The sequence below is a fragment of the Ferdinandcohnia sp. GQ5 genome, from assembly GCF_059759275.1.
Map to the genome: position 1 here is coordinate 33,197 of NZ_JCAXEW010000024.1, position 26,669 is coordinate 59,865.

28 protein-coding genes, 1 riboswitch and 1 other annotated feature (1 of these 30 cut by a window edge) are annotated in these 26,669 nt (G+C 38.0%); of the genes, 12 read left to right on the top strand and 16 right to left on the bottom strand.

Annotation, left to right across the window (positions count from 1 at the left end; all coding sequences use genetic code 11):
* Window positions 1–38: a binding site (T-box leader), on the bottom strand (it extends 196 nt beyond the left edge of the window).
* Window positions 39–435: 397 nt separating this feature from the next.
* Window positions 436–1,500 carry a multicopper oxidase domain-containing protein gene (locus tag AC6CHV_RS22840; protein WP_440274313.1) on the top strand — a complete coding sequence of 355 codons (1,065 nt, stop codon included), beginning with the start codon at window positions 436–438 and terminating at the stop codon, window positions 1,498–1,500.
* 133 nt (window positions 1,501–1,633) lie between these two features.
* Here AC6CHV_RS22840 and AC6CHV_RS22845 read toward each other — a convergent pair whose 3' ends face one another.
* From AC6CHV_RS22845 to AC6CHV_RS22870, 6 genes are all read right to left on the bottom strand, one after another.
* Entirely contained in the window at window positions 1,634–2,410 is a 777-nt protein-coding gene (locus AC6CHV_RS22845; protein ID WP_498079745.1) for a 3-hydroxybutyrate dehydrogenase, read from the bottom strand.
* A gap of 13 nt (window positions 2,411–2,423) precedes the next feature.
* Window positions 2,424–3,743, bottom strand: a complete 1,320-nt coding sequence (locus AC6CHV_RS22850) for a GntP family permease (RefSeq protein ID WP_341330587.1) — start codon at window positions 3,741–3,743, stop codon at window positions 2,424–2,426.
* 334 nt (window positions 3,744–4,077) lie between these two features.
* Window positions 4,078–5,451, bottom strand: a complete 1,374-nt coding sequence (locus AC6CHV_RS22855; RefSeq protein ID WP_341330586.1) for a sigma-54 interaction domain-containing protein — start codon at window positions 5,449–5,451, stop codon at window positions 4,078–4,080.
* 116 nt (window positions 5,452–5,567) lie between these two features.
* The gene (locus tag AC6CHV_RS22860; protein ID WP_440274315.1) at window positions 5,568–6,752 is read right to left on the bottom strand and encodes an MDR family MFS transporter; all 1,185 of its coding nucleotides are present in this window, start codon (window positions 6,750–6,752) and stop codon (window positions 5,568–5,570) included.
* Window positions 6,753–7,234: 482 nt separating this feature from the next.
* Entirely contained in the window at window positions 7,235–7,396 is a 162-nt protein-coding gene (locus tag AC6CHV_RS22865; protein ID WP_121447353.1) for a glycogen biosynthesis protein GlgD, read from the bottom strand.
* An 11-nt stretch (window positions 7,397–7,407) separates the two neighbouring features.
* The gene (locus tag AC6CHV_RS22870; protein WP_341330584.1) at window positions 7,408–7,692 is read right to left on the bottom strand and encodes a YtzC family protein; all 285 of its coding nucleotides are present in this window, start codon (window positions 7,690–7,692) and stop codon (window positions 7,408–7,410) included.
* A gap of 253 nt (window positions 7,693–7,945) precedes the next feature.
* Between AC6CHV_RS22870 and mnmL the strand changes: the two genes are divergently transcribed.
* Together mnmL and mnmM are read left to right on the top strand one after the other, a co-directional pair.
* Complete coding sequence (gene mnmL, locus AC6CHV_RS22875; RefSeq protein WP_440274316.1) at window positions 7,946–8,908, top strand: tRNA modification radical SAM protein MnmL/YtqA; 963 nt, start codon at window positions 7,946–7,948, stop codon at window positions 8,906–8,908.
* A complete protein-coding gene (gene mnmM, locus AC6CHV_RS22880) occupies window positions 8,905–9,477 on the top strand; it encodes a tRNA 5-(aminomethyl)-2-thiouridylate-methyltransferase MnmM (protein ID WP_440274317.1) in 573 nt (190 codons plus the stop codon). The genes mnmL and mnmM overlap by 4 nt, the downstream gene beginning before the upstream one ends.
* 192 nt (window positions 9,478–9,669) lie before the next feature.
* Here the strand turns inward: mnmM and tbcS are convergent, their stop codons facing one another.
* Window positions 9,670–10,734, bottom strand: coding sequence for a tetraprenyl-beta-curcumene synthase (gene tbcS / locus AC6CHV_RS22885; RefSeq protein WP_440274318.1), 1,065 nt, complete (start codon window positions 10,732–10,734; stop codon window positions 9,670–9,672).
* Window positions 10,735–10,854: 120 nt separating this feature from the next.
* On the opposite strand from tbcS, the gene AC6CHV_RS22890 reads away from it, so the two are divergent.
* Window positions 10,855–11,379 carry a gamma carbonic anhydrase gene (locus AC6CHV_RS22890; protein ID WP_440274319.1) on the top strand — a complete coding sequence of 175 codons (525 nt, stop codon included), beginning with the start codon at window positions 10,855–10,857 and terminating at the stop codon, window positions 11,377–11,379.
* A gap of 211 nt (window positions 11,380–11,590) precedes the next feature.
* Here AC6CHV_RS22890 and metK read toward each other — a convergent pair whose 3' ends face one another.
* Window positions 11,591–12,790, bottom strand: a complete 1,200-nt coding sequence (metK, locus tag AC6CHV_RS22895) for a methionine adenosyltransferase (protein ID WP_121447348.1) — start codon at window positions 12,788–12,790, stop codon at window positions 11,591–11,593.
* A 392-nt stretch (window positions 12,791–13,182) separates the two neighbouring features.
* Window positions 13,183–13,344, bottom strand: a riboswitch (SAM riboswitch).
* Window positions 13,345–13,626: 282 nt separating this feature from the next.
* Between metK and pckA the strand changes: the two genes are divergently transcribed.
* Window positions 13,627–15,216 carry a phosphoenolpyruvate carboxykinase (ATP) gene (gene pckA, locus AC6CHV_RS22900; protein WP_341330579.1) on the top strand — a complete coding sequence of 530 codons (1,590 nt, stop codon included), beginning with the start codon at window positions 13,627–13,629 and terminating at the stop codon, window positions 15,214–15,216.
* Between the two features lie 143 nt (window positions 15,217–15,359).
* On the opposite strand, the gene AC6CHV_RS22905 is transcribed toward pckA, so the two are convergent.
* Complete coding sequence (locus AC6CHV_RS22905) at window positions 15,360–16,169, bottom strand: alpha/beta hydrolase family protein (RefSeq protein ID WP_440274321.1); 810 nt, start codon at window positions 16,167–16,169, stop codon at window positions 15,360–15,362.
* Window positions 16,170–16,325: 156 nt separating this feature from the next.
* On the opposite strand from AC6CHV_RS22905, the gene AC6CHV_RS22910 reads away from it, so the two are divergent.
* The 3 genes from AC6CHV_RS22910 to AC6CHV_RS22920 all read left to right on the top strand — a co-directional run bounded on the left by AC6CHV_RS22910 (window position 16,326) and on the right by AC6CHV_RS22920 (window position 19,176).
* The gene (locus AC6CHV_RS22910) at window positions 16,326–17,312 is read left to right on the top strand and encodes an ABC transporter substrate-binding protein (protein ID WP_121447345.1); all 987 of its coding nucleotides are present in this window, start codon (window positions 16,326–16,328) and stop codon (window positions 17,310–17,312) included.
* A 297-nt stretch (window positions 17,313–17,609) separates the two neighbouring features.
* Window positions 17,610–18,389: an ABC transporter ATP-binding protein gene (locus AC6CHV_RS22915; protein ID WP_341330577.1), complete on the top strand. Its 780-nt coding sequence runs from the start codon at window positions 17,610–17,612 to the stop codon at window positions 18,387–18,389.
* Window positions 18,367–19,176 (top strand): ABC transporter permease, encoded by an 810-nt coding sequence (locus tag AC6CHV_RS22920; RefSeq protein WP_341330576.1) that lies wholly within the window; start codon window positions 18,367–18,369, stop codon window positions 19,174–19,176. The genes AC6CHV_RS22915 and AC6CHV_RS22920 overlap by 23 nt, the downstream gene beginning before the upstream one ends.
* Before the next feature lie 19 nt (window positions 19,177–19,195).
* On the opposite strand, the gene ytkD is transcribed toward AC6CHV_RS22920, so the two are convergent.
* Window positions 19,196–19,684, bottom strand: coding sequence for an RNA deprotection pyrophosphohydrolase (gene ytkD / locus AC6CHV_RS22925; protein ID WP_440274320.1), 489 nt, complete (start codon window positions 19,682–19,684; stop codon window positions 19,196–19,198).
* Between the two features lie 73 nt (window positions 19,685–19,757).
* On the bottom strand, window positions 19,758–20,096 hold the full coding sequence (locus AC6CHV_RS22930) for a hydrolase (protein ID WP_207899910.1): 339 nt from the start codon (window positions 20,094–20,096) through the stop codon (window positions 19,758–19,760).
* A 177-nt stretch (window positions 20,097–20,273) separates the two neighbouring features.
* Here AC6CHV_RS22930 and AC6CHV_RS22935 point away from each other — a divergent pair, with 177 nt between their 5' ends.
* Entirely contained in the window at window positions 20,274–20,534 is a 261-nt protein-coding gene (locus AC6CHV_RS22935; RefSeq protein ID WP_498079746.1) for a DUF6154 family protein, read from the top strand.
* Between the two features lie 37 nt (window positions 20,535–20,571).
* Here AC6CHV_RS22935 and ltaE read toward each other — a convergent pair whose 3' ends face one another.
* Window positions 20,572–21,588, bottom strand: coding sequence for a low-specificity L-threonine aldolase (ltaE, locus tag AC6CHV_RS22940; protein WP_498079747.1), 1,017 nt, complete (start codon window positions 21,586–21,588; stop codon window positions 20,572–20,574).
* A gap of 72 nt (window positions 21,589–21,660) precedes the next feature.
* The gene (locus tag AC6CHV_RS22945; RefSeq protein WP_341330573.1) at window positions 21,661–22,101 is read right to left on the bottom strand and encodes a Dps family protein; all 441 of its coding nucleotides are present in this window, start codon (window positions 22,099–22,101) and stop codon (window positions 21,661–21,663) included.
* 163 nt (window positions 22,102–22,264) lie between these two features.
* Between AC6CHV_RS22945 and ytzI the strand changes: the two genes are divergently transcribed.
* Window positions 22,265–22,429, top strand: a complete 165-nt coding sequence (gene ytzI, locus AC6CHV_RS22950; protein ID WP_121447338.1) for a YtzI protein — start codon at window positions 22,265–22,267, stop codon at window positions 22,427–22,429.
* Complete coding sequence (locus AC6CHV_RS22955; protein ID WP_440274884.1) at window positions 22,419–23,882, top strand: amidase family protein; 1,464 nt, start codon at window positions 22,419–22,421, stop codon at window positions 23,880–23,882. Before ytzI ends, AC6CHV_RS22955 begins: the two co-directional genes overlap by 11 nt.
* Window positions 23,883–23,913: 31 nt before the next feature.
* Here the strand turns inward: AC6CHV_RS22955 and AC6CHV_RS22960 are convergent, their stop codons facing one another.
* Window positions 23,914–24,387, bottom strand: coding sequence for an S-ribosylhomocysteine lyase (locus tag AC6CHV_RS22960; RefSeq protein WP_121447336.1), 474 nt, complete (start codon window positions 24,385–24,387; stop codon window positions 23,914–23,916).
* Between the two features lie 340 nt (window positions 24,388–24,727).
* On the opposite strand from AC6CHV_RS22960, the gene yidD reads away from it, so the two are divergent.
* A complete protein-coding gene (gene yidD / locus AC6CHV_RS22965; RefSeq protein ID WP_341330570.1) occupies window positions 24,728–24,967 on the top strand; it encodes a membrane protein insertion efficiency factor YidD in 240 nt (79 codons plus the stop codon).
* Between the two features lie 16 nt (window positions 24,968–24,983).
* Here yidD and AC6CHV_RS22970 read toward each other — a convergent pair whose 3' ends face one another.
* Together AC6CHV_RS22970 and AC6CHV_RS22975 are read right to left on the bottom strand one after the other, a co-directional pair.
* Entirely contained in the window at window positions 24,984–25,748 is a 765-nt protein-coding gene (locus AC6CHV_RS22970; protein ID WP_498079748.1) for a FixH family protein, read from the bottom strand.
* Window positions 25,749–25,891: 143 nt separating this feature from the next.
* Window positions 25,892–26,452, bottom strand: coding sequence for a beta-class carbonic anhydrase (locus tag AC6CHV_RS22975; RefSeq protein ID WP_341330568.1), 561 nt, complete (start codon window positions 26,450–26,452; stop codon window positions 25,892–25,894).
* Window positions 26,453–26,669 lie beyond the last annotated feature (217 nt).

A 26,669-nucleotide genomic window follows, 5' to 3' on the forward strand; every position in this document is an offset into this window, starting at 1 on the left:
GTGTGTAGAACATTACTACTCCTTTTCAACGCTTCATTAATTTTTGATTATATTCAGTATTGTATAGAATTTATATAAGAACTGCAAGTGAAATAGGTAAAATTGGGCTTTTCCACCACCATTTTACCCACATATACTTTTCCTTAAACGTATGGGTTCCAAATTTGGTTTATGAATCATAGCTCCTTTTAACAAAAAAACATGTCATTGGGACAATTACTACATGAGAAAAAAAGACAAATATGTGACTAAAAACGCCATTTTGAAAGCGTTTAAACCCTTATCACTATTGGAACAATGTTTATATGCTCACTATTCCACAAACTGTCCACAGATTAGGTCAAAATGCGTGATTAAAATCACGTTTTTAGGAATGCTCTCCGAATATGATAAAGGTGTAGAAGCAAATACCAAATATCCAAGGGGGTATTATTCATGGGCAACAAAATTAAATTGTTGGTTGCATCGATAGTTGGAACTTCAATCATTTTATCTGGATGTGGTAGTAATCAGGAGGCGATGAAGGAGGAGAAAGTAGAAGCACAAACAGCTGGTTCTGAGTCGGGCCAAGGAGAAGTAATTGCTCCTCACAATGATCTTAACCAAGGACCCGTACCTTTAAAAGTAGAAAGGGTATCAGACAATGAAGTGAATGTTGAAATGACTGCTCAAATAACAGACATTGAAATTGACAAAGGGTATCTCTACAAAGCGTGGACCTTTAACGGTGAAGCACCGGGACCTGTTGTAGTTGTAAACGAAGGTGATACAATTAACTTTACACTAAAAAATATGGATCCGGCTATTCCACACAGCATGGACTTCCACGCAGTACATGCATCACCTTCAAAAGATTTCATTGATGTAATGCCTGATGAATCTGGAACATTCTCTTACCCAGCAAATAAGCCTGGAGTATTTATGTACCATTGCGGTACAAAACCAGTTCTGTCACACATCGCAAACGGTATGCACGGAACAATCATTGTAAAGCCTAAAGATGGTTATCCAACAGATAAAGAGATTGATAGAGAATACCTTATCATTCAAAATGAATGGTACAAATACAACGATTTAAATGACTTTACTAATGGTGTACCAAGCCAAGTCGTATTTTCTACTAAAGCCCTTAAAGAAGGAGATTTAAACACTAACGGCGATACATTTTCATTAAAAGAAACACCACTCCTTGCTAAAGTAGGTGACCGTGTAAGACTTTATGTTAATAATGTTGGTCCAAATGAAGTGAGCTCCTTCCACGTAGTTGGTACAATATTTGATGATGTATATATCGATGGTAACCCATACAACCATATGCAAGGCCTTCAAACTGTTATGCTTCCAGCCAGTGGTGGAGCAGTTGTTGAATTTACGGTTACTAAAGAAGGAACTTACTCAATCGTAACTCACCAATTTAACCATGCACAAAAAGGGGCAGTTGCATTATTAAAAGTTACAGCAGATGGTACAGATGATGGTAGTGAAACTGTTGGACATTAAAAAAAGACCCTATAAAAAAGTACACTAATGGCACCCTTTTATAAGGTCAACAAAAATTCGCTAAATAAAGTTTACCATAAAAATAGAAAAATAGCAGAAAAAGAATCTCAGAATATGAGATTCTTTTTCACTTTTATTGTGCTGTATAGCCCCCATCAATTACACATGCCTGACCAGTTATTCCTCTTCCATGTTCACTTGCTAAAAACATAGCGTAATTTGCAATTTCCTCAACCTCTAAAAGGCGCTTCTGTGGGACAAGGGGATAAATAACCTCCTCCAAAACCTTTTCCAAATCCACTTTTCGCGTCTTGGCTAAATCTGCAAGTTGATTCCTTACAAGTGGTGTATCGACATACCCAGGACATAATGCATTTACTGTAATTCCATGCTCAGCGCCTTCTAATGCAGCAACCTTTGTTAATCCTATTACCCCATGCTTTGCACTATTGTAGGCAGCTTTACCAGCAAAACCGATTAAACCATTTATGGAAGCCATATTAATAATCCGCCCAAACTTCTGTTGTTTCATAATTGGAAAAACATGCTTCATTGCCACAAATGGGGCAGTAAGCATAACGGATAATAATAGTTCAAATTTTTCTTTTGGAAATTCTTCAATTGGAGACACATGCTGCAACCCTGCATTGTTGATTAGACAATCAATTCTTCCGTATTCCGCAACAGTATTTTTAATCATCTCAATAATTTCTAGTTCATTTGTGACGTTACATTTTAAACCAATCGCTTCATATCCTGCCTCCTGAAGCACTGATGCGGATTTTTTTACTGCCGACTCATCTACATCCGTTAACACAACACGTGCGCCATTCATAGCAAAGGTTTTCCCCATTTCAAATCCAATCCCTCGTGCTGCACCGGTAATTAAGATAACCTGATTTGTAAACATGACGTCCGTCCTCCTAAATCCCTAAACCTAAAGAAAATAAAATAATGGCAATGGCTAGCCCGATTAATGGAACAATTACTGTTAATGCACCAACCGCCCCATATGCATCCTTATGTGATTCTCCACATATCGAACGAACCGTTGTTACAACATAGCCATTATGTGGGAGTGAATCCAATGCACCTGATGAAATAGCCACTACCCTATGAAGTGCCTCTGTATTAACTCCTGCATCAACATAATGTGGTGCTAGTAATGGAAGTGCGATCGCCTGACCTCCAGAAGCTGAACCAGTCATTCCGGCAATGACACTAACTGCAATTGCTCCTCCAATTAAGGGACTACCTGGGATACTAGTCATCGCATCAACAGCAACCTCAAAAGCAGGAACCGCTTTTGCAACTCCTCCAAATCCAACAACAGCGGCAGTGTTGCCAATCGCAATTAATGCACCCATTGTCCCCTCTGAAAGTGCTTTATTAACCGATGTGAAATACTTTCGATTCAATAAATACGTTGAAATAACGCCACCTAATAACGCAATAATAAGTGCGGATTGAGCAAGTTTGTCATGAAAGAAAAACGAAATAAGAAGAACCACAGCTAACGGAATAAGTCCTGTAATCGGGTGTGGCAGTTCTTTATTTTCAACAATTGGGTCATTTTCTCTTGAAACGAAGGTTTCTCCATTTGCAACTGCCTTATTAATCATACGTTTTAACCACCAACCGCCAAAAATCATCATAAATATGGCGACAATAACACTTACTTCCCAGCCCGCTAGTGGAGATGTACCTAAATATTCAATTGGGATCCAGTTTTGAATTTCAGGAGAACCTGCGGATGTCATTGTAAATGTAACAGAACCGAAAGCTAATGTTGCAGGGATAAATCTTCTCGGTAAATTGGCTTCTTTAAATAGACTGATGGCCATTGGATAAACAGAGAAAGCAACAACAAATAAGCTTACACCGCCATAGGTGAGAACTGCACATGCTAAGACGATTGCAAAAATGGCAAATTTCATTCCTAATTTATCAACAATCCATTTTGACACACTATCAGCCGCACCACTATCCTCCATCACTTTTCCAAAGATGGCTCCTAATAGGAACATCAGATACCAAGACGTAACGAAACTTGAAAAACCACTCATATAATTGCCAACAAAGTTTGCTTCTCCCTCACCGGCTAACTGCGGAAACAGTGGTAGGCCACTTAAAACTGCTACAACTAGAGCACATAATGGCCCTGCAAGTAGTAAGTTCATGCCTCTCATTGTTAAATAAATGAGAAGCGCCAAACCGCCAACTAAACCAATCATACTGAGCATTTTATATCCCCCTTACTCAAATTTTTTTGAAACAATGTCAATTAAATACAACAATTCTGTCTCCAATCCTATTTAATTCAGTAACCGCTTTCATTTTCCTTTTGACCTCTTTTTTGATTCGCTATATTTGACCTCCTTTTGATCATTTCAGTTTTTAAAGTTGCAAGTAGCATGCCAACATCAAAAAGGTCACTAAATCGCCATATTTTAATTTATTGTGCATCCTATCATTCCAGAATTCTGGAATGGTAGTTTCCTAGTTTTTTAGAAATTGAGTTTACATGGGCAAAAAAGAATTCCAGAAATCTGGAATAACGTTCCGGATTTCTGGAATTCACAATTCTATCTTTAGCTTTTTAAGTTTTTCATACATACTAGATTTACTTATCCCAAGTGCTTTGGCGGCCAATTGTTTATCGTCACTATACTTTTGTAATGTTTTCTCGAGCACCCTTTTTTCAGTATCCTCAAGAATTTCCTTTAAAGTTTTTTGGCCGATTAATAATTTGGGATCGTCAACTAAATATTCCGGTAACGAACTGATCTCTATTTTTTCCCCACTTGTTAAATGGATAGCTGCTTCTACTACATTTTCAAGCTCACGAAGATTTCCCGGCCACTGATGTTGGTTAAAAATATTCATTACCTCATCGTCAATTGCAGTAATTCTTTTTCCCGAACGCTTTGAAACTTTTTCAATAAAAAATTGGGTTAATGGACCAATATCTTCTGGCCTTTCACGTAGGGGCGGAATTCTGAACGGGATTACATTGATTCGGTAAAATAAATCCTCACGAAATCGATTTTCTTCAATCATCTGCTCCAAAGGTCGATTCGTCGCTGCAATCACACGAACGTCAACTGGGATAGGCTTTACTGCTCCCACTGGTTCGACTTCTTTTTCCTGGAGAACGCGTAATAGCTTTATCTGCATATTTAGTGGCATGTCACCCACCTCATCTAAAAAAATGGTTCCACCATGTGCAAGAACAAACTTGCCTTTTTTCCCACCCTTTTTTGCTCCAGTGAATGCTCCTTCTTCATAACCAAATAACTCTGATTCTAATAAATGCTCAGGGATTGCTCCACAATTAATTTTAATAAAAGGATTTTGACTTCTTTCACTCAGTTGATGAATACTGTGTGCGAACAATTCTTTTCCAGTTCCACTTTCACCTCGAATTAAAACAGAAATATCACCTGATGCGATATTTTTAACCTTTTCCTTCAATTCAATCACTTGCTTTGAAACCGATTTAATATCAGTTAACGTATATTTAGCCCCATTGTTTTCCTGCCAATCTTCAATATAGGTTTGAAGCTGTGACATTAAGCTTTTAATATGACTATTCATCTTATTTAATGCCTTAGTATCTTTAAAAATAACTGCTCCTACTGCCCCAACTATTGTCTGATCAGAGTATATCGGAATCCGATTTGCAATCATATAATTCCCTTTTATATAATGCGGACTGCCAATTTCCTCTTCTCCGGTTTGAACAACAATATGCATTCTTGTGTTTTCGATTACCTTTGTTACATGTGTACCAATTACCTCTTCCCGGTTAACTTCAAGGAAATCACAATAATTTTTATTCATGTACATAATTTTCCCTTGATGATCTACTACAACAATCCATTCATAAGCAGTGTCAATAATCGTTTCAAGAATTTTGTTTTTGAACTCAAAATCATTGTGATTAAACATATATTCCCAACACCCTCTTTATTCACCCTTTATATGTTCATCATATCATCTGAATAGGTATTCATTAAAGAGGATAAAAAAGACCTGATACAATTTTTTGTATCAAGCCTTTTTCATTATGCACTAATTACAACACTTGTTTTTTCTTTTAATTTTTTATCATAAATCATGGTGGTGAAGATGGATACGAACAATAATACCGCTAATACCGTAAATAACATGCTCATCCCCCATAAGTCAACAAGCATTCCACCGAGTACTGGTCCAATCATACGCCCGCCAGTGGCCATACTATTTACAATTCCTTGGTAAAATCCTTCGCGCCCCTTTGGTGCAAGATCGTTTGCAATGGTCGGTACAGCTGGCCATACAAACATTTCCCCAACTGTTAATATAATCATCGCAACTAGAAATCCACTAAATGAGCTTGCCGTTGAAACAATAAGAAAAGAACAAATAAAAATAAGAATTCCGATAATAATTTGTTTTTTCAAGGATTTTGCAAATGATTTTATCGCCACATTCAGTAATGGCTGCCCGAGAACAATTAAGCCTCCATTTACTGTCCATAATAAGCTATATTGCTTTAATGTAATCCCGATGTCCTGTGTATAGCTTGAAATAGTGGCTTGCCATTGCACATAGGCCACCCAACATAAGACATAACCAATACAAAGAACTAATAACGCTGTTAATTTTGAGCGATTTTTAACCATTTTTGATTGTTCTAGTAGGTTTGATTGAGTAGCCTTTTCCGCATGAATTCCACGGTAACCAAACAAAGCCACTAAGAAAAATAGAATATACATAAATGTATTTGCCATAAAAATATAATCAAATGAATAAGATGCCACAAAGCCACCAAGCCCTGATCCAATCGCAACTCCTAGGTTTTGCGCGATATAAACGGCATTAAATGACTTTCTCCCACCTTCTGGCCAAACAGCTCCTGCCATGGCAAACATGGCTGGGAATACCATACCTGTACCAAGTCCAATGATTGTTAGGAAAATTACATAATGTGGCCATCCATGATAAAAGGTCAGTCCAATTAGAGCCACTAATGAAATCAAGATTCCTGTCAGGATTGATTTATAGCCACCAATTTTATCAAATAACACGCCACCTACTAAATTTCCAATAACGGTTGCACCCGCATTAATCATTAATACAAGACCTGCAACAGATAAAGATTTACCAAGATGACCATGAATGTAAATCGCGTTTAACGGCCATAAAAAAGATGAACCTGTGACATTAATGATCATTCCAATAATAATCATCCAAAGCGCTCTCGGCATACGGGCACCTCCTTTAAATTCACGTATTTATCCATACCAAAAAATATTTTATTCCTTTCCTCTTGTTAATTCAATTTAAAAAAGTATTCGGATAAATGGACACAAAAACGGGATACCCTCGGGAGAACGTGTAGCACAAGAACTAGTAATGGTACATGTTTAGGAAAATTCAGCGCGTGCCTGTACCGAAAGGGCGGTGTCACGTCACATGCTCGGGCAATTTCGCGCGCGAGCATGTACCGCAAGAGCGGTGTCACGGTACATGCTTAGGCAAATTTAACGCGTGCCTGTACCTCAAGGGCGGTGTCACAGTACATGCTCGAGCAATTTCGGCGTGAGCCTGTACCGCAAGGGCGGTGTCACAGTACATGCTCCGGCAATTTCGCCATGAGCCTAAACTGCAAAAACATTTTAAAGCCGCGCTAATATTAATGGACACAAAAAACAAATCGACAAGCGAATTTCGCTTGTCGGTTTGTTTTTTATTCGGGACGTTGTTTTGATTTGATTGGTTGTCCCTTTTTTAGATAATTTTGCTTTGATTTTTTCACAGGATCAAAGTCCTGCCCGAACTCCAAATCATTGCTGTTTACACCGTTTTTTGTTTTTTGCTCTGGATTATTTTGTTTCGAACGCTTTTTCATGAATTCATCCCCTACATCTTATACTGTTGAATCACGTTTACATCCAAGGTCATATCATTTTGAAGTTGCTGTAATTGCAACCTCATTCGGTGCAATTGCTCTCGTTGCTGATCATTACAACTTTGAGCTAACTTTGCTAATTCATTAGTGGCTTCTTCCAATTGCATTTGAGCATCTGTATATTCCGTTGTATTATAATGCTCCTGTCTTCTAGCAGTCGTAATTTGTTCCTGAGCATTTCGGATTGAATCCTCACAGCGCTGTAAAAAGGCATCTACTGATTGTCGAGTAGCCATTCTTCCCCCTCCTACATTCCAAATGAGAAGCAAAAGCCTTCTCTACTATAGTTTGTTCATCCTTCATTTCTTCTCTCATAAAGTTATTTCCAATTTATAAAGCCCCCACGCACACGAGATGGGTCAAAAAAGATGCTTGCCACATAAAGTGTGTTCTTAGTTTTTGATCTTCGAATTTCCATTTGAGTTCTTAAAAGCCCCCGTGCTAAAATTTACATAGCAAATTCTTATCTTAGTTAGGAGGGGCGATTTTATGCCTCAAGGAAATCCATTTTCATATTCAACAGATAATAAACGTTACCATACATGGAATTACCACCTCCGTCGTACATTTGGACATAAAGTATTTAAAGTAGCCCTTGATGGAGGGTTTGACTGCCCAAACCGTGACGGAACAGTCGCACATGGTGGATGTACTTTTTGTAGTGTCTCAGGGTCAGGTGACTTTGCTGGAAACCGTGCAGACGATATACTTACACAATTCCATACAATTAAAGATAAAATGCACGAAAAATGGAAAGATGGTAAGTACATGGCATACTTCCAAGCGTTCACAAACACCCACGCACCTGTTGAAGTATTGCGTGAAAGGTTTGAACCCGTTTTAAGTCAAGAAGGAGTAGTCGGAATCTCTATTGCTACAAGGCCTGATTGTCTTCCTGATGATGTTGTCGAATATTTAGCAGAACTAAATGAAAGAACCTACCTCTGGGTTGAGCTTGGTTTACAAACTGTACATGAAAAAACAGCGCACCTTATTAACCGAGCACATGATTTTCAGTGTTATGTTGAAGGAGTAAATAAGCTTCGTAAACATAATATTCGGATTTGCTCCCATATTATAAATGGCCTCCCACAGGAAACACCAGAAATGATGATGGATACAGCTCAAGAAGTAGCGAAACTTGATGTACAAGGTATCAAAATTCATTTGCTACATTTGTTAAAAGGAACACCTATGGTGAAGCAATATGAAAAAGGACTATTGGAATTTCTCTCTTTTGATGATTATGTACAATTAGTTTGTGACCAACTCGAAGTTTTACCACCAGAAATGATTGTTCATCGTATTACCGGGGATGGTCCCATTGATTTAATGGTCGGGCCAATGTGGAGTGTGAATAAATGGGAGGTATTAAATACAATAGATGCCGAATTGAAACGTCGTGACAGCTATCAAGGAAAATTATATAAGAAGGTAGCAGAAAACGTATGAAATTAGATCGTATACTTCCATTTGCCCGTAAATTACTTAAACTTGCAGTTAGAGAAGGAGATTATGCAGTTGACGCTACAATCGGAAATGGTCACGACACAGCAATGCTTGCTTCTTTGGTTGGTGAAAATGGACAAGTTTTTGGCTTTGACATTCAAAAAGAAGCTATTGAAAACACAACCACTCGTTTAAAAGAGCAAGACCTGTTTGATCGCGTTCGTTTGTTTCACGAGAGCCATAGTCAACTTTTAGCGATGATTCCCACTGAAGCCCGCGGCAAAATCGCAGGGGCAGTCTTTAATTTGGGATATTTGCCTGGAGGAAATAAGGAAATTGTTACAAAGGCTGATTCTACAATTGAGGCAATTGAGCAATTACTTACTGTCATGAAACCTGAAGGTATTATAGTACTTGTTGTGTACCATGGTCATGAAGAGGGTGCAGTCGAACGAGATCAGCTGTTAGAATATTGTTCAACGCTGGACCAAACCAGCGCTCATGTATTAATGTACCGATTTATGAATCAAATGAACAATCCACCTTTTATTATCGCAATTGAAAAAAGATAGAGCCCAGACTGTTGAAAAACGCTCGCATACTTCGTTGCTTGCCTCCCTCGTCCGCTCATGAGGGCTACTTCTATTCGCGTCTTCGCTCAGCGGAGCGCCTTGTCTGACAAGCGTTTTCAAGACAGTCTTGGAAGAATTCATCCATAACTTCACTTATGAAAAAAGATAGAGCCCCGTCGCTCTATCTTTTTCTTATTCAAACACATGTTGAAATCTACGGTAGGCTCGTCCATTTACATAAAAGAAAAAAGAAGTCTTCCCACCGAGTCTAATAATTTTCTTCGCAATTTTTAATACACTTCGTTGTGCCCTTACCTTTTCATCTGATAGATATAGACCTAATAAACCCCTATTAATCATTCGGTGAAATTTTTCGTTTGGTAACCCGGCTGTATGTTTATCTGCTTCGGTGATAAAGTGCTTAAGGCGATCTACCAATTCATTTTCATGTGGATAATAAAAACAGAAATTTAAGTCTCCACCTTTACGGTCCTCTTCTTGATCAATGAAATAATCAAGAAGGATGTGCAAGCCTTGGATATATGGAAAATACCCATTCCGAACTTTGTTGGCCATCTCCTCGTTGAATTCTTCATGAAAAGCGTAAGCAACTAAACAAAAAATCCCTAGTGTAGACCCTGAACAGGCTGAGAATTCATACCATTCCATGTTTGGCAAATCCTTTTGGTGATCTTTAAACCAATTCTCAAGTCTTGGAACTCGCTCTTCTACCTTTACATGTTTATGAACTTGTAAAGCACAATAATAACTTGCCAACTCCTGTAAATAATCAGCAATCTTATCATAATGATGAAGGTTGTGAAGAACATCCTGACAGGTTGTTACTAGGCTCTCCAAGTAACCCCCATCATCCTGTTCTTCTCGAAATTGATAATAGTTTTTTGTTGGACATCCTGGTCGTAAGGCATCTGGCATAGAATCATGTAACGAGCTAAAATCTAACGGATCAAGCGAGGTGCTTCGATCACAAAGATTATCTAGATAGTCACTAATCGTTTGATACGCAACGATAAATCGAATGCATTCCTCCATTTGTCCTTCTGATAATAAGGCGAGAATTGCTCCACCTTCACAGTGAAACGTTTTAGTTTGAATACTCGCTAATGCCTGTCTCCGAAGTTCCTCATTTGGAATAGCCTCCGCTTTCTTTTTCCAAATTGATAATTCACGATGTACAATCGGAAATACCTCACGATACACTTTCTTCATTAAACTAATCGGTTTTGTTGGTACCATCGATATCACCTCAATATTTAGGAACATTGAATATATGTAAGATTTACGATAATTGTAAAAGTTGATACACTTACCATAAATGATTATTTATCGAATATCAAACGAAAGGATGTAACTATTATGATTTATCCATACAAAGGGAAATATCCTGAAATTGCCGACTCTGTATATATTGCGGAATATGCGACAGTTACTGGTGACGTAAAAATTGGTGAGGAAACAAACATTTGGTTTAATACTGTCATACGGGGGGATGTGGCACCGACCATTATCGGAAAAAGAGTGAGCATTCAGGATAACTCAACCTTGCATCAAAGCCCAAATAATCCTTTAATTATTGAAGATGATGTCACAATTGGTCATCAGGTGATCCTACATAGCTCTATTATCCGTAAAAATGCGCTAATCGGAATGGGGTCCATTATTCTTGATGGGGCAGAGGTTGGTGAAGGGGCTTTTATAGGTGCCGGAAGCCTAGTTCCACAAGGCAAAAAGATTCCACCAAACACTCTTGCATTCGGAAGACCAGCTAAAGTTATTCGTGAATTAAATGATGAAGATAAAAAAGATATGGCCAGAATTCGCCGTGAATATGTGGAAAAAGGGCAGCATTATAAGGAATTACAAAAAGAAAAACGCGGTTAATCAAATACGCCTTGGCGTATTTACGCCCAGATTTTTTTGAGCTTGCTCAAAAAATTACCCTTGAAAATCTATGGCATCCGCCGGAGGCTTTAACTTTATTCAGTCAAGTTTGATACTAAATTGGATAATCTATTTGCTTTCATCCAACCACTCATAGCATTTCAGATGAATAAAGTTAAAAGCTCACCATTAAGGCGAGCTTTTTTCTTTCTTATTTTGCAGCTTGTGTTTTAAGCGCTTCTGCTTTGTCAGTACGCTCCCATGGTAAATCAAGATCATTTCTACCAAAGTGACCATATGCAGCGGTTTGCTTATAAATTGGACGACGTAGATCAAGCATCTTGATAATTCCAGCAGGACGTAAATCAAAATTATCACGAACCAATTCTACAAGTACATCCTCTGACACAGTTCCGGTTCCAAATGTGTCTACAGAGATAGAAACTGGTTGTGCAACACCGATTGCATACGCAAGCTGAACTTCACATTTATCCGCTAAACCAGCTGCTACGATGTTTTTCGCAACATAACGAGCAGCATATGCAGCTGAACGGTCAACCTTAGTTGGATCCTTACCCGAGAAAGCGCCACCGCCATGGCGTGCATAACCACCGTACGTATCAACAATAATTTTACGGCCAGTTAACCCAGCATCCCCTTGAGGACCACCAATTACAAAACGGCCAGTAGGATTAATGAAATATTTAGTATTCTCATCAATTAGTTCACTAGGAACGACAGGGTTAATTACATGTTCTTTTAAATTACGTTGAATTTGCTCTAATGAAATTTCAGGATGGTGCTGGGTTGAAATAACAATCGTATCGATACGAACTGGATTGTTGTTCTCATCGTATTCAACAGTAACCTGAGTTTTTCCATCTGGACGTAAATATGGAAGAATCTCATCTTTACGTACCTTTGTTAGTCTGCGTGATAACTTGTGAGCTAATGAAATTGGTAGAGGCATTAATTCTTTTGTTTCGTTACAAGCATAACCAAACATTAATCCTTGGTCTCCAGCACCAATTGCTTCAATTTGCTCATCAGTCATTTGACCTTCACGTGCTTCTAACGCTTGGTCAACCCCCATTGCAATATCTGGAGATTGCTCATCAATGGATGTTAAAACTGCACAAGTTTCATAGTCAAATCCGTATTTTGCTCGTGTATAGCCAATCTCTTTAATCGTTTCACGGACAATCTTTGGGATATCTACATATGTAGAAGTTGTAATTTCTCCCGCAACAAGTACAAGACCTGTTGTGACAGAAGTTTCACACGCTACGCGTGCATTTGCATCACTTGCTAAAATCGCATCTAAAATAGAATCTGAAATCTGGTCACAGATTTTATCTGGATGTCCTTCTGTAACAGATTCTGAAGTAAATAAACGGCGTCTATTTGTCACAAACGCTTCCTCCTTTTCGGATTCAGAATCGAATAGTTCGAGTTCTGACATTCATTGATACGGTACTCATTCCCTTAGTATTGTTACCTTCACGATTTTCTATCCTATATTAAATGAACAGTTATCTACGATCAAATGTGCCTTGGCGTTTTTGCGCCCGATCTTTAGGCCGACACGATGTGGGTCATAAAGACGGTTGCCACAGGAAGCGAAAAATTTCCGCTAAAAAATCGAGGCATCCGCCGGAGGCTTTAACATTATTCTGTTGGAATCGAACTCCGAGAATAATTTAAACACATATCACGCGTTAAGTAACATCAATAAAACCAATAAAGAATAAAAAACCTTTCCTACTATTTCGAGGAAAGGTTTATCGTTTATCCAGCCTTTCACTCTTATCGATCAAGGACATACCTTGCTCAGGTTAGCACCTTATCACTTTTTCGAATGTGGAGACCTACTAATAGGTTTCACTAAAAACCATTTGATATGTAAGAAAAGTGATGGTTGCCGGGTTTCATTGGGCCTGTCCCTCCGCCAGCTCGGGATAAGAGAGTATCCGTTCAATGACATATGATATCGCAGTAGTCCTTAAGGTGTCAACAGAATTCCGAAAAAAAACAAAGTCGAAGTGTGTCACACTATTTCCTCAATATTGACAAACTATAAAAGAATTATCGATTATAAAGGACTATTTTAGAATCTGCGCGCACTTTTTAATGATATGTTACGTAAAATACGTTAAATAGTATAGACTATTTTTATTAATGTGTTATACTAATTGTAAATTTGAGATAATTTATGGAAATTTAAAAATTAATAAAGGATGGTTTAACATGAATTCAGTTGAAGTTACAAATGAGCAGCTATTAGAATTAGTGAATGGAAAAAACGCACTTCATAACCTATCTGTTCCTATTTTAGTTGAAAAAGTACTATCTAGACAAGAGGGAATCCTTACTTCGACTGGGGCTATACGTGCGACAACTGGGAAGTACACCGGAAGATCACCTGAAGACAAATACATCGTAGAAGAAGCATCTACTAAAGATAGAATTGATTGGGGTAAGGTAAACAAACCAATTTCTGAAGAAGTATATGAAAAACTTTATACAAAAGTACTTTCATACTTAACAGAAAAAGATGAGATTTTCGTATTCAATGGATATGCAGGTGCAGACAAAAAAGTACGCATGCCAATCCAAGTAATCAATGAATATGCTTGGCATAACCTTTTCTCTCAACAAATGTTTGTTCGACCAACAGAAGAGGATCTAAATACACATCAACCTGAATTCACAGTTATTTGTGCACCAAATTTTAAAGCTGATCCTGAGGTAGATGGTACTCGCTCTGAAACATTCATTATTATTTCCTTTGAAAAACGAACAGTGTTAATCGGAGGAACTGAATATGCTGGAGAAATTAAAAAATCAATCTTCTCTGTGATGAACTATGTATTGCCTGAAAAAAATATTCTTTCCATGCATTGTTCTTCAAACGTAGGCCCTGAAGGTGACGTTGCACTATTCTTTGGTCTATCTGGAACAGGAAAAACTACTCTTTCAGCAGATCCAAAACGTCGTCTTATTGGCGATGATGAACACGGTTGGTCTAGCTCTGGCGTGTTTAATATTGAAGGCGGTTGCTATGCTAAATGCATCAACCTTTCTCGCGAGAAGGAACCACAAATTTTCGATGCGATTCGCTTTGGCTCTGTGTTAGAAAATGTGGTTGTAAATGAAGAATCCAGAATAGCTGATTATGATGATAATTCATTAACTGAAAATACAAGAGCTGCATACCAAATCGATAATATAGATAATATTATTGTTCCTAGTATTGCAGGTCATCCGAATACAATCGTATTTTTAACTGCGGATGCTTTTGGTGTTTTACCTCCTATCAGTAAACTAACTAAGGAACAAGCCATGTACCATTTCTTAAGTGGATATACAAGTAAACTAGCAGGAACAGAACGTGGTGTTACTGCTCCACAAGCAACATTCTCAACTTGCTTTGGATCACCATTCCTACCACTTCCTGCAACAGAATATGCAGAAATGTTAGGTAGAAAGATCGATGAACACAATGTTCAAGTATTCCTAGTGAATACAGGTTGGACTGGAGGAGAATATGGCGTTGGAAGCAGAATGAAACTATCATATACTCGCGCAATGGTTCAAGCTGCTTTAGAAGGCGAATTAAATAATGCTGAAACTGTGAAGAATGATATTTTTGGTCTGGAAATTCCAATTCATATTCCTGGGGTTCCTGATGATGTACTTCAACCATCAAAAACATGGGCGGACCAAAGTCAATACTATGTAAAAGCAAAAGAATTAGCTGTGAAATTCAAAGAAAACTTCAAGAAGTTCTCTAATGTTGCTAAAGAAATCGAATTATTGGGCGGACCACGCATTTAATATCAAATACGTTATCGTCTTGATCAGCCCTTTCAAGTAAAAGACGATCTTGCTAGAAGGTGCTTCCTTACCCTTTTGACGGATTGGCTTGTGACCTCGAACGTAATAGCGTTGGAGCTGGAAATAAAGGAAGCTCGAGGAAATTAGTCCTCGAGCTTTTTTGTATGGGGCTCCCTCGTTTTCATCCACTCCGTCAATCGTCTTACTGTTTCTCGATTTACATGTGGCGGAAAATAATGAGTGTATAGTGGAAAATACCAACTTTCTACCTCTTTTCCGAGTTCCTTTATTCTTTTTTCTAGTCGATATGCATGGTTAATAGAAACATTTTTATCTTTTTCACCATGAATAATAAGAACTGGAGCCTCCAGCATTTCAAGTTCGTATAATGGTGTTCTCCATTTATAACGCTCTGGATATTTTGTAGGTGTTCCTCCAATTACCCGCTTTAGCATTCGCCGTAAATCGTTTCGTTCCACATACGTTAGACTTAAATCACTCACACCACCCCATGTAACGAGTGAACAGATCCCGGGATGCTGAATGGCCGTAAGAAGGGCCATTACTCCTCCGCGTGAAAATCCAAAGACATGAATCCGGGTCGGGTTCACTTTTTCATGTTCCTCAAGCACTTTAAAAGCAGAAAATGCATCATATCTATCATGACCGGCGAAATCTTCATTACCATCACCACCCTGATTTCCACGATAAAAAGGTGCCATCACTACAAAACCTTCTGAAGCAAATTGGATGATGCGACCGATTCTGACCATCCCTACATTTTTTATTCCACCACGTAGATATAAAAAACCGTCATATACACCTTCTTCCTTTGGTTCAGCCAGATAACCTTTCACTTTTAGTCCTTTACTCCAATATGTAATTAAATAAAGATTGATTGCCGGATTGGGAGACGGGTATCTCTGTTTTTCAATAATAGTGCCTTCCACCATATTATCCATCCTCTCTACAACATGATTGTACAACCTTTACTTTAAATGTTCTAAAAAAACGCAAAAATAGGCATTCACACATTTTTGTCACGTTTCATATTCTATCTTAAGAAATTACTATAGTCGACAGATGAACTGTCAAGGAGGAATGAATACATGCGTCGTATTCTTGCAAGCCTTTTTGCTTTACTGCTTATTATTCCGTTAGCCGCTTGTAATAATGACCAGGTTCAAAAAATCCGTATAGCAGAGGTTACTCGTTCAGTGTTTTATGCACCGCAGTATGTAGCGATTACCGAAGGATTTTTTGAAGAAGAAGGCTTAGAAATTGAATTAACAACAGTACCAGGTGGAGATAAGACCATGACTGCGTTAATTTCTGGTGGTGCTGAGGTAGCCTTAGTAGGTTCTGAAACATCCATATATGTTGAGGCACAAGGCTCAACCGACCCTGTTATTAATTTTGCAGCTCTTACACAAACCGATGGTACATTCTTAGTCGCAAGAGAAAACATCGAAAACTTTAGCTGGGAGCAACTCAAAGATAGTACATTCCTTGGCCAACGTAAAGGCGGTATGCCACAAATGGTTGGGGAGTTTGTATTAAAAAAGCATGGAATTGACCCACATGGTGATTTGAATCTTATACAGAATATCGACTTTGCGAATATTTCTAGTGCTTATGCCTCTGGCACAGGAGAGTTCGTCCAGTTATTTGAACCAACTGCTAGCCTTTTTGAAAAAGAAGGCCGTGGCTATATTGTTGCATCATTCGGTGAAGAATCCGGAAAGGTCCCCTATACTTCTTTTATGACAAAACAAAGCTTTATTGATGAAAATGGGGAAGCTGTTGAAAAATTCACAAGAGCTATTTATAAAGCACAACAATGGGTCGATTCCCATAGCCCAGAGGAAATCGCAAATTCGGTTCAAGAGTTCTTCCCAGATACTCCAATTGATCTAATCACTTCTTCTATTGAACGTTACAAAAATCAAGGTTCTTACGCAACTAACCCTGTTTTATCAGAGGAAGCTTGGAATAACCTCCAAGATATTATGGACGAAGCAGGAGAATTACCAAAGAGAATTGACTACAACACACTTGTGAATACAAGTATTGCTGAAAAAGTAATTTCTAAATAAAGATGTTCAAAAAGTCCGGTGAAAATGACACATCGAATTTCTTCGTACATTGCTCAGAGAACACGATGAATAACTAGGTAATGCGCTGCTTGCGTCCACTCGTTCCACGAGGTCAATTCCTCAGCGAAAGGCTGCTGTGGAATTAACTCAAACAGTTGCGTCGCTCCGGTACTCGGGAGCTCGCGCTGCCTTGAACTTTCGACGCACAGGATGTGCAAGTGCCAGCAGGATAGGATATGAGACCGGCGCGGTCCTTTTCATCCTCCTTTTTGAACACATGTTAATAGGAGTGTTACTATGAGTTTTTTGTCAATAAAAGATATATACCATGTTTATTTTACAAAGGATTCTACAACGACCGCACTCGAGGATATTTCACTCACAATCGAGGAGGGAGAATTTATCTCTCTTCTCGGCCCTAGTGGGTGTGGTAAGACCACATTACTCTCTATTATTGCTGGATTATTAAAACCGACATACGGAGAGGTTTTGATCGAAGGTAAAAAGATTGAAAAAGCGAAATCAGATATCGGCTATATGCTGCAGCAGGACTACTTATTTCCATGGAAGACAATTGAAGAGAATATCCTTGTTGGCTTGCAAATCATGAACCAAGAAACAGAGCAAACAAGAAAAAAAACCTTAGATCTACTTGAAGAAATTGGCTTGAAAGGGGTCGAAAAAGCTTATCCGAAACAGCTCTCAGGAGGGATGAGACAAAGAGCCGCATTGGTTCGCACGCTCGCAACAAACCCAAAAATTCTTCTACTTGACGAACCATTCTCTGCACTAGACTTTCAAACGAAGCTGAAATTGGAGGACCTTGTATCGGAGACCTTAAAGGAATACCAAAAAACAGCCATTCTTGTGACACATGATATTGGTGAAGCCATTGCCATGAGCGACCGGATTTTCCTGCTTTCAAAAAGACCGGGTAAAATTGCAAAAGTATTTGATATCCCAGAGAACTTACGCAATGAGACTCCATTTGATGCAAGACAACACCCAGAGTATTCGAATATTTTTCAGCAAATATGGGAGGAGTTAGATAAACTTGAAACAAAACCTGAACATTAATAACCTACACCATCTTTATCTCCAATCAATAAAAAAAGAGAAAAGACTAGTCCGATTTTATCAAATCCTAATTTTTATTGTCTTTTTCGGGTTCTGGGAAATTGCGAGTCGAAGCCATTGGATAGATCCTTTAATCTTCAGCGCTCCTTCAAAAGTTTGGAATCTATTCTTAGATAAAATAAATGATGGAAGTTTGTTTAACAATCTCGCTGTAACATTGTTTGAAACAGTGTTAGGATTTATTATTGGAACGGCCTTAGGGGTTATAATTGCCGCGCTATTGTGGTGGTCAGAACGTCTTTCAAACATTCTTGATCCGTATTTAGTCATTTTAAATGCGATGCCAAAAGTAGCATTAGGACCAATCTTAATCGTTGCCTTAGGTACCGGTTATGTGTCAATTATTGCAATGGGCGCAATAATTTCAGTTATTATCACGACCATTGTCATCTACACTTCGTTTAAGGAAGTCGATTATAACTACATCAAAGTACTTCAGACTTTTGGAGCAAATCGGAAACAAATCTTCCGCGATGTCATTCTCCCCTCATCTTTTCCAGCTATTATCTCCACATTAAAGGTTAACGTTGGATTGTCTTGGGTCGGAGTCATTGTCGGAGAATTCCTGGTTTCAAAGCAAGGCTTAGGCTACCTTATCATTTATGGATTCCAGGTATTTAATTTCACACTCATTTTCCTAAGCTTATTATTGATTGCCATTTGTGCAACACTCATGTACCAAGGAGTTGAACTCCTAGAGAGAAAACTAATAAAGGATTCTAAATAAAATGCTCATCTAGTATCAACTAGTGAGCTTTCTTCATTTTTAAGTATTTTTCTACATAGTCAATGCTATGGGTTAAGACATCATCCTTCATGATGAAGCTAAATCTTCGGTCTGTTTTTACATTTCCTAGTGGAATTTCTTTCAGCAAGACAGGCCCTTTTGTTTCAAAATAAGTCTTTTTCTCAAGAAGGCGATCTATCTCAGCAAAATATATATTTTTAATAATCGTTTTCCCTTTTCCTATGACCTTATATTGACCAATATATTCGATTTCCTTAACCTCAGCACCCGTTTCTTCCATTACCTCACGAATCGCTGCAGCTTCAGGATTCTCTCCCTCCTCAACCTTTCCCCCTGGAAATTCGAGTCCTCGTTCAGAATGGTTTGTTAAAAGCCATTGATTCTGATATCGACAGATAACCCACACATGCTTCGGTTGGTCTGAAAAAGGATCCGGTGTAAACGATAAATTCACTTCATTATGATACATGTCTTGAAAAACAATCATTTTTTTATTCTCCAATATCGTTGTTTTTATTATTATGATAACATAAAAACAAGCCGCTTCATGTAGAAGTGGCTTAATCAATATTACCTAAAACATCAAGTATGCCTTGTGATTGTATGAAATCTTTTGCTTCCTGGTCTCCAAGTCGATAAATCATCTGAAAAACCTGAAGCATATTTGAGTCGTACTTATCATTCGATGAATCATTATGATATTCCACAAAAGGAACATGTGCACGTAAAAATCCTTCTACTTCGTTTGCATAATTCGAATCAAAAAGCTTTCGCAGTTGATGAATTTCCTCGTCCGTTGCTTCAATTTTATACTCCCAAGAAGACCCAGACTTTACTTGAGATATTTCCCCACTCCCTACAGCAATATAATAGGTTTTCTTTGACTGTTGTTCCACTATGGTCACTCCTAACAGTGATTTACGTTATTTTAGCTTTTTCCTCTCGTGTAAAAAATATTCAACATTCATTATGGCCTTTGCCTAAATTTCATTAAAATTAGTATCTTTTAAGACATTCCCCCATATACTAATTTCCAAGAAAACATGTGAAATAAGCATGCAAAGGGGAAAACACTTATGAAAATAATTGACGAAATTTATGAACTATATAGAGATAAATTAACAGGTGATGAAGAAGATGCGGACATCATTGCTTTTTCCGTGCTTGAACAATTTGAACGTGAAGATCTGATAGATCTTTTAAGAGATTTAACTGATCAAGAATTGCGAAACTTAGTTGGTTTCTACATGATAGAAAACCTTAAAGCAAAAATGGCACGTGATGGAATTGGTCAATCAAAAATGATGACGGTTAATGAGTTGAGAGATATACATTAAAAGGATTGTCGCTCTGACAATCCTTCCTAAATCAGTATTATAATTTACTTACGATCCTTAATGCGTCCCCGATAGACTCTTTATTAACATCATAATGAGTGACGAATCGGACAAGTTTAGGTCCAAATGTTGAAACCAATACACCATGTTCTTTTAATAAAGCGACAAATTGACTAGAGGTTAAGCCTCTTTCACTCACATCCACTAAAATGATATTGGTGTCAATCTGATTTACGACTTCGATCCCCTTTGTATTCCCTAGTCCTTCTGCAAGAAATTTTGCATGTTCATGATCGATTGCAAGACGGTCAACCATCGTACGTAGTGCAACAAGTCCTGGGGCCGCAATAATCCCAACCTGTCTTAAACCTCCACCAAGACGCTTTCTCCACTTCCTTGCTTGCTTAATAAACTCCTCGCTTCCAGCGATGATAGAACCTACCGGAGCACCTAATCCTTTTGATAAACAAAATTGAACAGTATCCGTATATTGCGCAATGTCCTTTACAGGTCGTCCCAATGCTACCGCTGCATTGAATAGACGGGCACCATCCAAATGAACAGGTATATGATTTGCAGATGCAACATGATGAATCGCTGCCATATTATCAAGTGGGATGACTGCACCACCCGCTCGATTATGTGTATTTTCAATACAAATCAAGCCGGTTTCAGGGTTATGGACATCATCCTCTTGAATAGCAGACTCTACTTCTCTAGGGTCCATTGCGCCTCTATCCCCTTTAATTGTGCGGGGCTGTACTCCAGCAAACGCAGATATCGCAGCACCTTCGTAATTAAAAATATGAGAATCTTGTTCAACGATGATTTCATTCCCTTTTCGTGTATGAGTTAGCACAGCAATTTGATTGCCTTGAGTTCCACTCGTCACAAATAATGCCGCTTCCTTCCCAAGCATATCAGCTGCTGTTTGTTCTAACTCTCTTACTGTTGGATCTTCTTGATAGACATCATCTCCAACCTCAGCTTCATAAGTTGCTTTTCTCATTTCGGCTGTTGGCTTTGTGACTGTATCACTTCGTAAATCGATCATATTTCTCTCCTCCCCTACTAAAAAAGTATAACAAAACCCTTCTTTCTACAAGAAAGAAGGGCAAACTATTTTTTATTTTCCTAAAAAGGATTGTAGCATCCAAATATGCTTTTCAAGTGATTGGTGAATTGCAAGGAGCATATCCCCTGTAGTTTCATCATCCACATCACCAGCTACTTTCATACCTTCCTTTAATTCTCCCGTTAATATAGAAAAATCATTTGAGATAGTAGAAACCATTTCATCGGCATTTTCATTACCATTTGCTTCCTGAATGGAAGACAATTCTAGAATCTCTTTCATTGTAGCAACAGGTTGTCCACCAATTGCCAATAATCTCTCAGCTAACTCATCAATATGAACTGCGGACTCATTGTACAATTCCTCAAATTTTTCATGAAGGGTGAAGAAATTAGAACCTTTCACATACCAATGATAATTATGTAGCTTAATGTAAAGCACACTCCAGTTTGCAACTTGCTTATTTACCATTTCCACTAATTGTGTTGACATTTATATCTCCTCCTTATTGTTAACATACCCCCTTTATAACACTGTGAAACATAAATTTTGGTTTTGTTTCTTGACAAATTTCATACTTTTTCAATTTAATTGGAATATCAATATCTTCTATCATTTTTCGTGTTAAAATAAAGGAGAATAAGAGGAGGTTGCTATGTTTACAGTATTAATTATTTCAATCATTATTGTTTTTGTTGTCTTGTTTTTAGCAGTTAGTACGACATCCAAAGCATATAAGTACAAACATACAGTAGATGATTTAGAGGATAATCCATATTTAAACCAACCTGAAAATAAGGAGAATTCTGATGGAAAATAAGCTTCTTCAAGAACTTTCAAATAATTGGTTAATTGAGGCAACAATTGATTCTATCCAAGAAAAGTTTGAAAAAGAAGAATTAACAGCCAAACAATTGGTACTTATGTATTTACATAGAATTGCAAACTATGACTCATCACTGCGTTCCATCATAGAATTAAATCCAGATGCTATGCAAATCGCAATGGCTCTGGATACGGAGCGTAAAGAAATTGGACCACGCGGATCGCTTCACGGAATACCAGTATTACTAAAAGATAATCTAGATACGAACGATAAGATGCACACATCTGCTGGCTCACTCGCTTTAGCTGACTCATGTGCCTCAGAAGATTCATATGTTGCGTATCTCTTAAGAGAAGCCGGCGCCATTATTTTAGGCAAAACTAATATGACTGAATGGGCGAATTTCATGACAGAAGGGATGCCTAGTGGATATAGCTCCCGAGGTGGGCAAACATTAAATCCATATGGACCTGGTAAATTTGATGTTGGAGGCTCAAGCGCTGGTTCTGGCTCAGCCATTGCCGCAAATTTTGCAGTTGTTGCAGTTGGTACTGAAACATCAGGCTCCATTTTAAGTCCTTCAAGTCAAAACTCACTTGTCGGCATAAAGCCAACCTTAGGATTAATAAGCCGCGCTGGAATTATTCCAATTGCTCATACACAAGATACTGCAGGACCAATGGCACGTACAGTAAAGGATGCTGCTTACCTATTAACCGCAATGGTAGGAGTAGATGAGCGTGACCCAATCACTTACACAGGCAAAACATTAACCTCTACCGATTTTACCCAATTTTTAGATGTGGATGGGCTAAAAGGTGCACGAATTGGAATTGCTAGGGAGGTTTATTTTGACTACCTTAGCGTGGAAAAACGAGCAGTATTGGATAATGCCGTAAAGGTACTCGAGGAACTTGGGGCAACTGTTATTGAAGATGTAAAAATTCCTTCTTCCAAAAACAAGTGGAGCTATGATGTATTAACCTATGAATTTAAGGTTGACCTAAATGCTTATTTACGAAACTTAGAGCCTTCCGTAAAAGTTCGAAATTTATCTGACTTGATTGCATTCAACAAGGATAATGAAGATAAAATGTTAAAGTACGGTCAGATTATTTTGGAAGAGGCAGAAAAAACGAGTGGCACGTTAACAGAAAAAGAATACCTTGATGCACTTGAAAATGATCATTATCATTCAACGGAAAATGGAATTGATTTTGTTTTAAATGAGCATCAATTAGATGCAATTGTATTCCCTAATAATATTGGAGCAAGTATACCTGCTAAAGCTGGTTATCCATCAATAACAGTACCTGCGGGATATACACCCGAAGGAGAACCAGTTGGAATCACCTTCACAGGAACTGCCTTTTCGGAAGCAACACTGATAAAATTGGCATATGCATACGAACAAGAAACCAAACATCGGATTCCACCAAAACTATAAAACCTCAGCCATAGTGGCTGAGGTCTTTTTATTATCCGAATACCTTTTGAAGGTCTTCTTTTGATTGTGTTAGCCAAAAACGCATGAGGCGCTTTGCCCCTTCTAAGTCATGAAGCTTCGCTTGACCACATTGAGTTTCATTTGCTGCAGGGATTTCTGTAATTTCTACAGCACTTTGCATTGTTGCTTCTAACAGGTCAATAATTTCAGAAACTGTTGGTTCCCCACTCACAACTAAATAATAACCTGTTTGACACCCCATAGGAGAGATATCAATAATATCAAAGTGATCATATTTCTCACAATGCTCACGAAGGTTAAATGCTAATAGATGTTCAAGTGTATGAATAACGTCTGGCTTCATAGCCTGTTTATTTGGCTGACAAAAACGAATATCAAACTTATTTACAACTCCATCTGTACCTACCTTGTGTACACCACAATGTCTTACATACGGAGCTTTAACTGCACAATGATCTAGTTCAAAGCTTTCTACTGATGGCATTCTCTTCACTCCCTAAATATCTTTTAGAGGATTACAAAAAGTCGACCGAAAATGACATTTCTAAGGCATGTTTATCTGTTCCTCACGTATCAACTTCATACGCTGCGGTACTCAAAACTTCGCCGCCTTGAACATCTCAGTCCTTTACTCTTCTTTTTGTACCTGCATTTATATCTATCATAACGCTAATTCCGATTTTTTTCATCTATTTAATTTGAATTGGAAAAAATTCGATGTGTCATATTCACGTAACTTTTTTGGACAACCTTTAAAGATGCTTTTATCCACTACCTATAGTATAGTATAAGTTACTTAAACCAAGTAAGGGAAGTAGAAAAAATTGCTTCAAGCGATATTTATAGGTGTAATTCGTTTCTATCAAAAATTTATATCCCCATTAAAACCACCAACTTGTCGCTTTTATCCGACTTGTTCTCAATATGGACTTGAAGCCATTAAACGCTTTGGTGCATTTAAAGGTGGCTGGCTGACCATAAAACGTATATTAAAATGTCATCCACTCCACCCAGGCGGGATTGACTTTGTACCCGAAAAAAAGGAAGGTAAGCATAAACATTAATGCTACCTTCCTTTTTTTATTTTACGTTTGTTGTCTTTTCAAGATGCTCGTGGATCTCTCCTTTTTCGATGTGAACTTGAATATTATAATTCCCGGATTCAGTGAATGTAAAATCTGATTGATAGACACCATTTTCGGTTTCATTTGCATCTATAAACTCATGTTTCTCAGCGCCATCTTTCCAAACCTCAAACCGAACTTTTGCATCTGTCAACGGTGCTCCTGACTCTTCAAAAGAGACATGTAATGTAGATGATTTTCCTACAGGATATTCAGTCTCTAGTGGGAAGTCGATTGAAACATCTCCACTTCCATGATGATGTTCATTTCCATGGTGATCTCCATGTTCCGCAGGTTCATCTGCTGACTCTTCTGTTACACTAGGGTTTCCAATTACCACTTCAACCTTTGGCATGGTATGCATGCTTCTCGCCGTTACATGTGCTGTCACAAAATAAATCCCGTCCTGTTCAAACGTTTTAACAGCCGTATATTCACCATCAGAAGTATGCTCCCCATCTAGAAATTCGCTTTCTTCACTGCCTTTTTGCGCAATTTCAAATTGAACTTCATCTGCATCTTCGACTGTTTCTTCCCCTTGAGTTACAGTTGCATGCAAGGTTACTTCTTCACCTGGATTTATTTTTTCAGGATCGAGCTTTAAATCAACTGCAATTGGGACTAATTCTGTCGTATTCGTATTTTTCTTTTCTGTCTCATTATTACATGCTGCAAGCATGATGATTGCAGCCAAAAAGAGAAAAAGACCTATATTTTTCATTTCTTTCACCTCAACTACATGGTACAACAAACGACCATTTATTCCTGTGTCTTTTTTATGACATTCATTACCCATAATAACCAATATTAACGTAACTTTAACCTCTAACCATGAAAAAAGAGGCCATATGACCTCTTTTCATCTTATTTATACCCGTTAACTACAACATCCAGTTTACCAGTTTCAGGATTAATAACAAGACCATGAACAGGAACTTCCACTGGAAGAAGTGGATGGTTTTCGACCATTTCAACACTGTGTCGAACACTATCTTCTACACTGCTAAAACCTTTAAACCATTTATCAAGATCAATTCCAGAGTACTTTAATGTATCAATTCTCGCTTGAGTAACCCCTCTGTTTTTTATTTTTTGTAAAATCGCATCTGAGTTTAGTGCACTCATACCACAATCATGATGACCGACAATACAAACCTCGTCCGCATTTAAATCATACACGGCAACTAAAATACTTCTCATTACACTACCAAAAGGATGTGAAACAACCGCACCAGCTACCTTTAAAATTTTCACATCTCCATTTTTCATGTTCATTGCTTTTGGAAGCAGCTCAATGAGTCGTGTATCCATACAGGTTACAATAACCATTCTTTTATCTGGAAGCTTTGTCGTTTGGTATTTTTCGTATTCTTTGGTTTCAACAAACTCTTTGTTATATTCTAGGATATTATCCAGTAGTGACATACTTTTCACCCTTCACTCTTTATTTCATTATATTTTATCAAAAACTTGTCCTTTTAGATAATATTTTTATTATTACTCACAAGTTCTTGTGTCTACCAGAGATACTAATAGAACATCGTTCCCCTTAAAAAAGTTTTTTGTTCTCAAATCGGAATAATTACGATATAATATGAAAGGATTTCAAACAGGCACCATTTTGGGTACTTGAGAGGAGAAA